This is a genomic window from Vibrio sp. B172a (genome assembly GCF_030248355.1).
Taxonomy (GTDB): domain Bacteria; phylum Pseudomonadota; class Gammaproteobacteria; order Enterobacterales; family Vibrionaceae; genus Vibrio; species Vibrio owensii.
Window position 1 is genome coordinate 165,091 of sequence record NZ_JAHGAC010000013.1, and the last position, 13,428, is coordinate 178,518.

At 47.0% G+C, this 13,428-nt stretch carries 11 protein-coding genes; 7 read left to right on the plus strand and 4 right to left on the minus strand.

Going from position 1 to position 13,428, the window contains the following annotated elements:
* Window positions 1–72: 72 nt before the first annotated feature.
* Both KIT90_RS14620 and edd read left to right on the plus strand, forming a co-directional pair.
* On the plus strand, window positions 73–594 hold the full coding sequence (locus tag KIT90_RS14620) for a gluconokinase (RefSeq protein ID WP_005449047.1): 522 nt from the start codon (window positions 73–75) through the stop codon (window positions 592–594).
* A complete protein-coding gene (edd, locus tag KIT90_RS14625) occupies window positions 591–2,387 on the plus strand; it encodes a phosphogluconate dehydratase (RefSeq protein WP_285377272.1) in 1,797 nt (598 codons plus the stop codon). The genes KIT90_RS14620 and edd overlap by 4 nt, the downstream gene beginning before the upstream one ends.
* A gap of 177 nt (window positions 2,388–2,564) precedes the next feature.
* Here the strand turns inward: edd and KIT90_RS14630 are convergent, their stop codons facing one another.
* The 4 genes from KIT90_RS14630 to KIT90_RS14645 form a co-directional block, all read right to left on the minus strand.
* A complete protein-coding gene (locus KIT90_RS14630) occupies window positions 2,565–2,894 on the minus strand; it encodes an SMR family transporter (RefSeq protein WP_005429986.1) in 330 nt (109 codons plus the stop codon).
* A gap of 2 nt (window positions 2,895–2,896) precedes the next feature.
* Window positions 2,897–3,274, minus strand: coding sequence for an SMR family transporter (locus KIT90_RS14635; protein WP_005430013.1), 378 nt, complete (start codon window positions 3,272–3,274; stop codon window positions 2,897–2,899).
* 203 nt (window positions 3,275–3,477) lie between these two features.
* On the minus strand, window positions 3,478–4,404 hold the full coding sequence (locus KIT90_RS14640) for a LysR family transcriptional regulator (RefSeq protein WP_009699062.1): 927 nt from the start codon (window positions 4,402–4,404) through the stop codon (window positions 3,478–3,480).
* 54 nt (window positions 4,405–4,458) lie between these two features.
* Entirely contained in the window at window positions 4,459–5,466 is a 1,008-nt protein-coding gene (locus KIT90_RS14645) for a LacI family DNA-binding transcriptional regulator (protein ID WP_020196671.1), read from the minus strand.
* Window positions 5,467–5,697: 231 nt separating this feature from the next.
* Between KIT90_RS14645 and KIT90_RS14650 the strand changes: the two genes are divergently transcribed.
* The 5 genes from KIT90_RS14650 to KIT90_RS14670 all read left to right on the plus strand — a co-directional run bounded on the left by KIT90_RS14650 (window position 5,698) and on the right by KIT90_RS14670 (window position 13,240).
* A complete protein-coding gene (locus tag KIT90_RS14650; RefSeq protein WP_285377275.1) occupies window positions 5,698–7,050 on the plus strand; it encodes a serine/threonine-protein kinase in 1,353 nt (450 codons plus the stop codon).
* 31 nt (window positions 7,051–7,081) lie between these two features.
* The gene (locus KIT90_RS14655; protein ID WP_285377276.1) at window positions 7,082–8,557 is read left to right on the plus strand and encodes a chromosome partitioning protein ParA; all 1,476 of its coding nucleotides are present in this window, start codon (window positions 7,082–7,084) and stop codon (window positions 8,555–8,557) included.
* Between the two features lie 2 nt (window positions 8,558–8,559).
* Window positions 8,560–9,132 (plus strand): sigma-70 family RNA polymerase sigma factor, encoded by a 573-nt coding sequence (locus KIT90_RS14660; RefSeq protein ID WP_005434622.1) that lies wholly within the window; start codon window positions 8,560–8,562, stop codon window positions 9,130–9,132.
* Window positions 9,133–9,136: 4 nt separating this feature from the next.
* Window positions 9,137–10,699, plus strand: coding sequence for a hypothetical protein (locus KIT90_RS14665; protein WP_054823183.1), 1,563 nt, complete (start codon window positions 9,137–9,139; stop codon window positions 10,697–10,699).
* A gap of 228 nt (window positions 10,700–10,927) precedes the next feature.
* Window positions 10,928–13,240 carry an acid phosphatase gene (locus tag KIT90_RS14670; protein WP_285377278.1) on the plus strand — a complete coding sequence of 771 codons (2,313 nt, stop codon included), beginning with the start codon at window positions 10,928–10,930 and terminating at the stop codon, window positions 13,238–13,240.
* Window positions 13,241–13,428 lie beyond the last annotated feature (188 nt).

Genomic DNA, 13,428 nt, shown 5'->3' on the forward strand with positions numbered 1-13,428 from the left:
ATAAGATAAACCCATATTTTAAAGTGAATTCAAAAATTGAGATCACGCGCAAATTTGTTATGAGGATAAGTTATGGCTGGTAGTAGTGTCGTCGTTATGGGCGTTTGTGCGAGTGGCAAAACCACAATTGGTGAGCACTTGGCGAAAAAGCTAGGACGTAAATTCATTGATGGTGATGATCTTCACCCACGAGCAAACATTCAGAAGATGGCGTCGGGCCAACCTCTGAACGACGACGACCGCAAACCTTGGCTAGAACGTATCCGCGACGCTGCTTATAGCTTAGAAAGCAAAAACGAGCACGGCATTATTGTCTGCTCAGCACTAAAAAAGATTTATCGTGACCAAATCCGCGAAGGCAACGAAAACGTGACCTTTCTTTTCCTAGATGGCAGCAAAGAACTGATCCTTGAGCGTATGCGTGCTCGTCAAGGTCACTTCATGAAAGAGAACATGGTCAACAGCCAGTTCGAAGCTCTAGAACGCCCAGAAGATGAGCCTCGCACCATTTTCGTCAGCATTGATGCAACCATCGAAGACGTTGTGTCGAATGCCGCTGAGTTAATCCTAGTGCAAGACGAGGCAATGGCATGACTCATCAAGTAATTTTAGACGTTACTCAACGCTTAGTTGAGCGCAGCCAAGAGGCGCGAGCGGCATTTCTTGCTCGCGCTGAAGTCCAAGCCGAAGCAGGCAAAGGTCGCGTCGGTCTGTCTTGCGGTAACTTGGCTCACGCTGTTGCGGCATCTTGTTCTTCTGAAAAGAAAAGCATTCTGGATTTCACTCATTCGAATGTAGCGCTGATCAGTGCTTACAACGATATGTTAAGTGCCCACCAGCCGTACCAACACTACCCTGATCAAATCAAACAAGTGCTGTCTGGTTACGGTCACACTGCGCAAGTTGCTGGCTGTGTTCCGGCAATGTGTGATGGCGTGACTCAAGGTCAAGCGGGCATGGACATGTCACTGTTTTCTCGTGACTTAATTGCTCAATCAACAGCACTTTCACTGAGCCACAACGTATTCGATGCGACCTTGCTTTTGGGTATCTGCGACAAAATCGCACCGGGACAATTGATGGGCGCGCTGTCTTACGCACACTTACCAACGGCGTTTGTGCCAGCAGGTTTGATGGCAACAGGCATCAGCAATGAAGAGAAAGTCGACGTTCGCCAAAAATACGCGGCGGGCGAAGTAGGTAAAGACGCACTGCTTGATATGGAGTGTCGCGCTTACCACTCGGCGGGCACGTGTACTTTCTACGGCACGGCAAACACTAACCAGCTTGTGTTTGAAGCAATGGGTTTAATGCTGCCAGGTTCGGCATTCATCCATCCACATACTGAGCTACGTAAGGCACTGACCGATCACGCAGCTCTGAAAATTGCGGCAATGAATGCAGGTTCAGCCAACTTCCGCCCATTATCTGAAGTTGTCACAGAAAAGAGCCTAATCAACGGTATTATTGCGCTGTTGGCATCGGGCGGCAGCACCAACCACACTATCCATATGTTGGCAGTGGCGCGTGCAGCAGGTTTGATTCTGACATGGCAAGACATCAGTGACCTATCTGAAGTCGTGCCACTATTAGCGCGCGTTTACCCGAATGGTCCAGCTGACATGAACGCATTCCAAGAAGCGGGCGGCGTACCTGCGTTATTGCATCGTTTGGACGAGTCGGGCTTGCTTCATCGTGACGTGAAACCGGTATTCGGCGAGTTCGAAGACCAAATGACGCTACCTGCACTAGTCGACGGCAAACTGACTTGGACACCATGTGGTGGCAGCCAAGACGGCGAAGTGATTGCTGCGCCAACGCAAGCTTTCCAAAACACCGGTGGTACTCGCGTACTCAACGGTAACTTGGGTAAAGCGGTAGTGAAAGTATCTGCGGTGAAAGAAGATCAGCGCATCATCGAAGCGCCTGCGATCGTATTCCAATGCCAACACGAAGTGGAAGCGGCGTACAAACGCGGTGAACTAAACCAAGATTGCATAGTGGTTGTGACGCACAACGGTCCTGCAGCGAACGGCATGCCAGAGCTACATAAACTGATGCCAATCCTCGGCAACGTGCAGAAAGCGGGCTTTAAAGTCGCGCTAGTGACGGACGGTCGACTATCGGGTGCATCCGGTAAGATTCCATCAGCAATCCACGTATCTCCAGAAGCAATTCGTGGCGGCGCGATTGGCTTGGTACGCAATGGCGACATCATCCGCGTTGATTGCCAAACTGGCGAGCTGAATAACCTAAGCGACGTTACGGGTCGTGAATTGTTAGAGATGGATACTGAAGCCAAGCAACAGACTTGGGGCCGTGGTTTCTTTAGCGTGATTCGTCAAAGCGTTTCGAGCGCAGAAGAAGGCGCAAGCTTTATTGTTTAGGGCCGGAACGAAGACCCTGTCATTCCGACGAGCTTAGGCAAGATCAGGAATCTACTATCAAAGTGCTGTGAAGCGAGAGGAAACACCTCTGCCACAGCACTTTTTGTTGGTAGATTCTGAATCACGCTCGTCCCTCGCTGTTCAGAATGACGATATCTAGGACTCAGGCAAAGAACATCAAGCTGTCTTCATCACCACAACCGCGGCAATCACCACAAAGATACCAAACCAGCCAATCGGCTTAAGCTTTTGTTTGAACAGTAAAGCACCACCAATCGCGGTACCTAAGATACCGATTGCACCCCAAGAGGCGTATGCGATCGCAAGGTCGATCTCTTTTACCGCTTGAGCAAGTAAGGTAAACGCCGCCATCACCAACACAATCGCAGTGATGCCCCACCCTTTGTGCTTAAAGCCTTTAGAGCGAGTCAGCGCCATGTTCGCCATGATGTCGACCAACGCCGCCATAACAACAAATCCGAATGAAACAGTAAAAAATTGGCTCATGATTAACACCTCGCATTCGATGAGCTTGGCAACTCATCTTTTTGTTGAGGCTGACCGTGTGATTCGCCGAGCGTCACACACACAATACCGACGACTGCCAGCGCCAAACCAAGCAATTGCTGCGTACTTAAGTTGGCATCAAATAAAACGATAGAAACCAGGGTAATCAAGGCGATACCCAAACCTTCCCATGTTGCGTACGCGACACCGATAGAGATTTTCTTTGCCGCTTTCGACAAGAAGTAATAGGAAATGGCGATCAGAACGTACATCACCAGATAGCCTTCCCACGCATTACTTTCACCAATAAACGACATCGTACTGGTACCGGCAACTTCGGCAACGATGGCGAGCAATAAAAATAGACGTGCAATGAGCATGATTCATCCTCCCCAGAAATTAAAAAACTGCATAACGGAGAATGGTGAATGTCCTTTAAGAATCAGACATTCAAAGAATTGATAAGATAAAAAGAGCCGCTTCTCCTGACTATTTGTAGTCAGATTAGCCCTTCTTCAGAAAAACAGACAGGTAATTGAGATATTCATTTTTGAATATCTAATAGGACTGTTTGCCTATCTGATCACGTTAATGGCGTATTGAGGGTTTGCTGCACTACTTGGTGCAAATGGCGGTGCAATGGGTGGTTACGGTAGGTCTGTAAATACCCCCCAGAAACAACAAATTGGCTGAACTCTCGGTTTACCATCGGCATTGGATAAGAAGCAAGCTCGTGCATCAAATGTGCAGTACTTTGGCTGGCATACATGATGGCATCTGTCTCAAGCAGCATTTGGCAAGCGACACGCAAGTTGTAGGATTTAAGTAGTACGACCGGCTCGTAACCCATGCGGCGATATTCTGACTCCACCGTACACAGCGGGTTGTAGGATGCTGGCGCAGGCAAAGAGACCAGTGGCAATTCCGACACCGTATCCCAGTCATTGCTGATTTGCGACAGCGTCGGGTGATCTTTACGCGCCAAAATCACACGCTTTTCAACAAACAATGGGCGCATGTAGATGTCTTTCGACAACTCAGTTTCTTGATCGAGAATGCAGTAGTCGTGCTCGCCCTCTAACATCTCGTCTTGGGAATAAATGTTCCAACTTGAGAAAGCAAATGAGGCTTGAGGAAAGGCTTGATGGCAACCGCGCAATAAACGCTGACCTTGCTCGTCCATCAAATAAGGGTCAGTCACAATCGCAATCTGACCTTGGTATTCGAGTGGATCAAAATCCGAAAACTCCTGCACTACTTTTTCTAGCGGCGACAGCATGTTATCAAACTCCGCCGCTAGGCGAATCGCCATTGGGGATGGCTCTACCCCGTGTGCTTTACGCACAAACAGCGGATCATCAAACACGTCTTTAAGTTTCATCACCCCACGACTGGCACTGGGTTGCGAAATACCAAGCTGCATCGCCGCCAACTTGATGCTGCGATTTTCTACCACGGCTTTAAGTAAGCGCATTAAATTAAGGTCTAGCGCATCAAGTTGATGTGGCATGCCCGTGTCCTTATCAGAAACGAATGATGAAAAATAAGCGTGAGTCAGAGCGAGTTAGACGCTTTCGCCCGCCGTAATTTGGTAGCCCATGTCGACTTTAGTCTCTGCTTGCTCTTCACCCTTTAGGCGCGCAATCAGTAGCTCGGCACTTTTCTCACCAATCTCGAAACGCGGTGTATCCACACTGGTCAGTTTCGGGCTAATAGTTTGCCCGATGTCTAATGCGTTGTAGCCCACCACCGCAAGTTGATCTGGCACTTTGATGCCGCGTTGCTGAGCACTCAACAAGGTACCAATCGCGATGTCGTCGTTGGTACAAAATACACCATCAAGTTCTGGGTAGGTTGCCAGTGCGCGCTCCAATAAATCATGCGCCAACGAAAAGCTAGAGTGATCACCCGTTAGCACGTGTTTTGGCTCCAATCCTGCTTCCGTCATTGCGCGATCGTAGCCTTGCATACGCAATTTAGTACGCGTATCCAAGCGAGCACCGAAGTAAACAATAGTACGCTTGCCCGACTCCAACATGCGCTTTACGACGCTGTAAGAAGCGTCTTCGTGGTCCATACCAACCGCCATATCAATCGGCTGCTCTGGCAGTTCCATGGTCTCTACCACAGGAATACCTGCGTTTTTGATCATCTGCAAAGTGCGTTGAGTGTGGTGGCTTTCGGTTAGGATTAAGCCGTCAACTTGGTAAGAAAGCAGTGACGCGATTTTGCGTTCTTCTTCCAACTCGTCATAACTAAAGTGCGCAAGCAGTGTTTCATAGCCATTGGCTTTAGTGACGGTTTCAATGCCCTGAACAAAAGACGCAAAAATTTGGTTGGACAGTGAAGGCAACAAAATACCAATCGCTTTACTGGAAGACTTCGATAACATTGCCGGAGCACGGTTTTCGATGTAGCCCATCTCTTCAATTACAGCGGCAATTTTCACTCGCGTTTTTTCTGCCACTGAGTCTGGATTGCGCATGTAACGCGAGACGGTCATCTTTGTTACGCCAACTTTGTCTGCGACATCCTGTAATGTCGTTCGTGCTTTCTTATTCTGCTGAGCCATAAATGTCTAATTTATCAGTAATGTTACTAGTAACATTATGACGAATAGACTCCTCGCCGACAAGCTTAGTAAAAACCATCCACTACATCATTAATAAAATCATAACCTTAGCGCTTAAATAACCATCAAGATGCAAACTAAACATTGTGACTCAAAGCCGAATAAATAAATGACATTAATATTGAGTTTCTTATAAGATAACGCACCTAAAACAATAAGATATAAAGCACCGTGCAGTTAGGCTCCAGCGAAACCCAGATTTACTATCACCTGCTTGATCTGGACGACTCTCAGAAGCAGCAATACCTCAAAGAATTGCAGCAGAGTCAGCCTGAGCTTTACCTCCAAGTCGCCCCTCTTTTAGCCAGTGAAAACGAAGAAGAACACCTCACAGAGTTGCTCGGCTTCGGCGCTAGCTTAGCCACCACACAAGAGGTCGACCTAACAGGCGAAGTGGTCAGTAAGTACCGCCTTACCCATGAGTTAGGGCGTGGAGGTATGGGGGTGGTGTATGCGGCACTGCGCGCTGACGAGACGTTCGAGCAAGACCTTGCGATCAAGTTCATTCAAACCAATCTCAGTAATGTATTAGGTAAACGCGCCCTGTTTGATGAAGCTCAGCTTCTGGCTCGCTTAAACCACCCTTACATTGCCAAAGTGTTTGATGGCGGCTTGCACGGTGATTCGGTTTACATCGTGATGGAACGCGTTTTTGGTCAGACTCTAGACACGTATTTGTTGCTCACGCCAATGGAAGACGATGACAAGTTATTGCTGTTTAAGCAGATTTGTCAGGCAATGGAACACGCCCACCAGCATCAAGTCCTGCATGCGGATCTCAAACCAGAAAACATCCTCATTGATCGCAATAAACGGCCAAAGCTGCTCGATTTCAACCTGACACAAAAGGTGCAATCCAGCAGTAATGATTCGTCTCCCGCATTGATTGCCTTCAGTGAGAAATACGCCAGTCCAGAGCAACAAACTGGGCAGTTTTTAACCGAACAAAGTGATGTGTATTCACTAGGTAAGATTCTGGCGTTGATGTTTCCTGATCAGCCAATGTGGTCAGACATTTATTGGGTGGTGAGACGCGCGACACGAGCGAAAGCAAAGCAGCGCTACCTCAATGTTCGAACACTACGCCAAGATATTGAATGTATTTTGGAACGACGTCCAATCGAGCAAAAGAAGCACTGGCCGCTGTACAGTACGCTTCGTTTGGTACAACGCCGACCGCTGCCATCGGTGTTGTCCGCCATCTTAGTGTTATCTGGTTTGCTGTTTGGTAACACTCTGATTCAAAAGAACATACAACTGCAACAAGAGAAAAAGATTGCAGAAGATATCATGTACGAAGTGACGCGCCTTGTCTTTCACGCCAAGGGGCAAAACGTCGAGCATATGTCCGTCAGTGCCATGATGGAGCTGACACGTAGGCGGATTCTGTCTAACCCAGATATCCCCAAACACATAAAACAGAAAATGTTGTTGGCGATGATGACGCCGGTGCCAGAGAAGCACCTTACAAAATCAATAAGTTGTCAGCCAAATTGTGCACCAAAGGACCGCACTCAACAGTAAGGCTAAACACGAAAAAGGCTTAAAATTTAAGATGTACACACGTTCCGTTGCGATCTGGCTATCGGCTTTAGCGATAGCACCAGCATGGGCGAGCTCCACTTCTACGACTCCGTCGGCAGAAGCGACAGCGCCTACCATAAAGCAAGGTTTCTTCATCGATTCACCGGTGACTGGTTTGTATTACAAAACCAGTTCCAACCTATCTGGCCACACCGATAAAGGCGCATTTCAATATCGCCCTGGTGATGTCATCAGCTTCTTCCTAGGCAATGACGATAACGGCTACTTGCTCACGACGATGTCGAGCCAGGAAGTGCTTACTCCGACGATGGCGACCACCAAGCCAAGTCGCAGCATCAACATGACCCGCTTGTTGCTCTCTCTCGACAGCACACCAGAAAACCGCCAAGAAATCGTACTGGCTAACAAGGTGTTATCCGACCCTGCCTTCCAAGCGCAACTCAAGCGTCTTGATCTCAACTTCTTAGATGACGCAAAACACCAATTCAATTTGGATTGGGTTTCGGTACAAGAAGCGGTTGAACACTTGAATGAAAGCCAACGCTACATCGAAAAGAACTTCGCCTCAGATGAAGTCATTTTCGAGCCTCGTGATGTGCGCTTTAAGAACATCATCATCAAGAAAAAGGATTGGCAAGGTCGCGCCTGCGCGTTCGATATTCGCTACCAACATCACCCGCGTTACCGCCCACCGATTGGTGAGGTCAACTTTACCATTACAGAAGAGAACCTAATTCAGCACCCAAGCATTGGCGACTACTTCCAAGGCTGTTTCTTGGCTCTCAATCACAGTGTGACAGAAGACATTATCGAACCGATTGAAAAGTTTTCAGAATGGGAAAGCTTGGTTGGCTGCGCGGATAAAGGCTGTACTCGTAATGATCTCAATGGCTTCTCACTGGAAGATTACAACGATGATGGCGACTGGAAATATCGCTCTGTCGCGCTCAACTTCGACCCTAGTACCCAGCTTTTGATGGAAAAAGTGCAAGGTTTGGGGCAAAACGAGCACGTTAAGCACCACAACCGCACTGAAATGTTGTGGTTCACTTACCCTGACTCCATCGATAGCCAAATTGCCTACCAAGGTGTGTGGCAACAAACTCAATACCTGCAAGACTCGATGAAGCAATCGTGTCTACTGATGCGCCATAACCAAGTATTGCGCCTACCAGTTGATGCCGTTACCTGCCCGACAGATACCAGCCTATACACCCAAGATGTCACCAACGAGTATTTGGATATGTGGTGGGTCAACAATGATCAGGCGAGCGCCGAGCTGGCACAGATGAACGTGATGGTGCGCTGGTCGTCAAAACCCTCTGAAATCAACTACACCACGTGGGAATACCTGCCTGCTGGCAAGAGCTGGGAGCAAGGTATTTTGTATCGTTACCAGCAAGACATCAGTCGTAATCGTGATGGGTCTGACCGCATTGAAACCCATTCTATCTCTGAGTTTGTAAAAGTAAGTGAGGACGTATAGCCATGGCTTCTAAATCTACCCTGACGCAAATTATCCAGCAGTGGCAAGCCGGCGATAAAAAAGCGGAAAGTGAGTTGTACCAATTCGCTTACCTACAACTGCGTAAGATTGCTCAGCAAGAACGTGAGCGCAACGCAGAGAAATACGGCACCGACAACAAGGTACTGGCAGATAGCGTAAACAGCACTACTGCGCTCATTCATGATGCGTATCTAAAAATGTCTAGCTGCGACATGAGTGAGATTGAAACCAAGCGTGATTTCTTCTTAATGGCAGCCAAAGTGATGCGCCAGATCCTGATTGACAATGCACGCGCCCATCAAGCGCAGAAGCGACAACACATCACCTTGATGAAGGAGGAAGAAGATCGTTTCGAGCAACTCATCATCATGGACAAAGCGCTCGACAACTTTAGTGTGCGCTATCCACGCCAATCTAACGCGCTAAAGCTCAAGTACCTGATGGGCATGAAAAACCAAGAGATCTGTGAACTGCTCGAATGCAGCGCCAGTTTGATTGAAAAAGACCTTAAGTTCTCGCGCAGTTGGCTACAATCAAGAATGGCGCACGCGTAATATCATGACGAAAAAATACTGGATTGCAGGCGCACTGGGTGTCTGCTTGATGGCAAGCTACTGGCTTTCAGATGAACAAACAGCCGCTGCGGCTGCCAATATAGAACCAGCACAAAATGGCCTAGATAAGAGAAAAACGTCCCAAGGTGAGCGCACTTCGTTGATTGAAGTGAAGCAAGCCTTAACCTCCTCAGTACTAGAGAGAAACAACGATCTCGCCTTTGAAAAAGCACTCGAATCGACCTTGTCAGATCAACCTGAACAGGTTCAAGATGCTTTTGGATCATCGGTGGTCAATTACTCCGGAGACCTGACTCAAACCTACGTGAGTAGCAACGCAAACAATGATGCGACTAACAATGGCAAACCAATCATTAACCTCGCGGTGGAACAGCAATTACAAACCATCATCTTTGGTTGGGAGTTGACGCAAAACAACCCTATCAACTACTCATTGGGATTGGAACAATTGTTTGAAGACCCCGAGGGTGACCTTCTCACGACCCGAATCTGGTTGGAAAACGCCAATGGACTGAGTGTTCTCAACCAAGGGCAGATCATGTTGCAAGGCGCACCAAAAGCGTTCGACCAAACCACTTACTTAGCGGTATCTGCGCGCGATGACCACCATGGTACAGAAGACCATGCTTGGGTTACCACGCGCTTTGAGCTGCCAGCAGTAACCGAAGAACAAAATGATACTGAACACCCTCTGATCGATGGCATTGTGTATCGTCTTGAATCCACAACATTGCTTGGTGGAAAGAAATACGCCTATGAAGTGGTGTACTGTGAGGCGTTTAAATTTGTCGAAGAAGAGGTCTTTTATGCGGCTTCCAACAACAAAACTCGTTGTCCTGAAGAGCATGAACTAAAAAAAGTCGGCCAATATCAGATCAGCGATGAATCATTAATAGTGCAAGCAAACGGCTCACAACAAATTTGGACCACGAAAAAGGTCTATACCTCACGCGTGCATAAAGAGACCGAAAACTATTTCATTACCGTCTTCGATGATAATCGTTTCGAAAGCTACACCATGCAAAAGAACAAACGCTCAATGGAAGAACGTTTGAACGTCAATACAGGGGAGAAGCTATATCAAACCACACTATTTGATTTGCTTATCCCTACTGCGGGAGGTTACCGTCTTGCCACCGCTAGCAACTACATTTTTGACCGAAACTTCGCTCAAGATGGTGAGTGGTATGACAGCTTTGACTCGGATCTCAACGTAGTGACGTCATACAGTGACCTATTTGGTCATGAGATGTGCCCATTTTGGGATGTCTCTATCATCGCAGGAGAAGGTATGTTCAGTGATATCATCTCCTACTCCGATAAGGCCGATTGTCAGACGGCTCCCAAACTGTCCACGTACGCATTCGTCATATTTAATAATGACTATCATCCCAATGATGTATTTCTCCACGGCGAAACGTATAGCTACATTTTGCGCCCGCTCCCTCAATACGCCAGTGAAGTTGAAGAGTTTAAAATCAATATGATTTATCACGATCCGATTGGGACAAAAACCACTCAGAAATTAACTAAAAACTCAAAATAAGTCTTTGTATTCCATAATCAGCATCCTTATTGACAATTCAAACAATTAATCTAACCAACAAAAAAATATTCAAAGTTTTTTTACGGTTTTTTTTCGGTTTTTCGTATCTTGAAGCTGCTTCCAAAAACGATCCAAAATGCGCTGCTTTTCCAATCTCACTAGTGAGATTGGAAGATAAAACAATAAAAAGCGACTTTCTCATTCGGAAACGAAACAAGGATTAAAACAATGAATAAGGTGAGTTTACTAGCAGCGTCAGTGGCTATCGCGCTAACAGGTTGTGGTGGTTCAGATGGTGGCTCAAACGGCGGTAATGCTGGCGTAGTGATCACAGGCTTTGATGGCTACTTCAAAAATGCAGTTGTGTTTGAAGATCTGAACAACAATGGCCAATGGGACACCAATGATACATTCCTTGGTCTAACCGATGAGAAAGGTCAGCTTAAAATCAAAGCAAAACCAGAAACAACTCTGGCTCTGCAAACTATCACGCCGAACGGTGCGAAACAGAAACAGCTTATCGCTTTAGATCCGGCTTACGCAGGTACTTACACTGTAGATATGGATCACCCAAGCCAAGCGATGGCTCACGAACTGGTTTTCCGCGCACCAAACTCGTCTAACGTTATCTCACCAATCACAGACCTTGTCGCGATTGAGATGGCAAACAACAGCTCGCTGACAGAAGAAGAAGCGGCAGCAAAAGTAAACCAAGCACTTGGTGGTACAGAAGAAGCACCTATCGATCTGTACAGTGACTTCGTTTCGGGTGTAGATAAAAGCGCCGAGCTACATAAAACCGCTCAGATTCTGACTGAGTCAAAAGCGCAAAACCCAGCAAACTACGAGAAGAAAGCAACTGAATTTGCTAAAGAAGCGGATGCTATCGTAGGCGAAATGACGCAAGAGCAAATCACGGATGTGAACAACAAACCAGTGATTGAAGACTCAACGCCAAACAGCAACGAACTGTCTCCGGTTCCGGTATACAACAACAAGCTTGTGGTTAACGAAGACGTTGAAGAAGCGGCTGAAGATAAGCTAGATAACCTACCTGAGATCGTTAAAGGCGCAGGTTTCGATGGTGTAGACCTAAACATTGAAGGTCTATTCAAAGACAAAGACCAAAACCTTGTCACACCTAAATTGACTCATAACCTTGCTGGTACAGGTATCGAAGCTCGCATCGAAGGTAACCAATTGGTTCTTTCACCAGCGGCTGAAGTCACCAAAGCCGGTGAGTTTGAAATCATCCTAACGGCTGAAGATAAAGACTCTTCAGGCAAAACACTTGCTACTGTAAGCACAGTATTCGAGTTGGATATCGAAACCGCGAACCAAGCGCCAACCATCATTGAAGCAGAACAAAAACGTCTGCAAAGCATCATTGACGACTGGCAACTACAGCAAGGTGAAGCTTTTGAGCAAACTCTAGACATTTCAGGTCTTTTCAAAGACGAAGATGGCCAACTAGAAGAATATTCTGCTGAATCGATCTCTATCGACGGCTTGTCTATCGATGAAGACGACAACGCAATCATCACTATCGAAGGCACACCAGAAAAAGCTTACGCGGCAGGCCAAACTTTTACCGTTAGCGTAGAAGACAACGAAGATGGCAAAACTCGCGTAACCTTTAAGCTGCCAGAAGTGAAAGAAGGCGCTACGCCACCGCCAGTCGTACCAACGCTAGGCTTCACTATCGACCACTTTAACGGCAAAGCGGCAAAAATGGGCAGCTTCGCACGTAACGATGGCGAAATCGGCCACGCGATTCTTATGAAAGATGCCGAAGGCCTACTATGGTGTTGGGGTTCAAACGATGATGAGCAAGGCGAAGAATATTCGACAAACATCAGTGACTTCATCGACAACTCTTGGGAGTACGACCCATACGCAATTTTGGCAAAACTGGACAAGCTACCAAGCTACACGTCTTACCAAAACAAAGATTGTTGGGATGTAGAGATCAAAGACGGCAAATTGTACGACGATGAAGGATCTGAGTACGAAATGCTTTACCAACACAAAACCACACAAGGCGACTACCAAATCCTTGTGAAAATCGATGGTGATGAGTTGTTCTGGTTTGATTCAACCGATGCTCCTTTCGCACAAGCACTACCAGTGAGCGAAAAGGTTGCGAACGGTAAGGTTGAATTTGATATGACGGTAGAAAGCGAGACCGTTGCTCAAGACGAGACTGAGCTATTTTATGCAGCAGGTAAGTTTGAGTACGCTAACGGTGCTTACGAATACGAGTCTATCAAACCAGAAGGCTTCTACACTCCAGGTAACTGGACTATCTCTCTAGATAGCGAAACAAATCGTGAAACTCTGACTCTAGAAGAAACAGGCTCAGATTCTGATTACAAAACTCGCCAGCGTAACGTGAACCGTGAGTTTGGTGACTTCTACATCGGCATCAACTCAAGTGCAGAGCAAGATGGCTCAGTGTCTGCTCCTGAGTTTGGTCTGTACTCAGACTCTCTAGAAGCAATGGAAAAAGTGATGGAATCACTACCTCTGATTGAAGACTAATGAGTAAAGACAAACAAATACTATCGAAACCTTGTTGTAGCCAGATTCATCTGCATCGCCGACGCAGAACCTTCTGGGAAAAGTGCAAAGGCATCAAAGAAGTATACTGTTGCGCGAACTGCCACAAGGAAACCCAACTCAAATAGCTCCTCTATTTGAGGCCGCAAAAAAGCCCCGCTCAAGCGGGG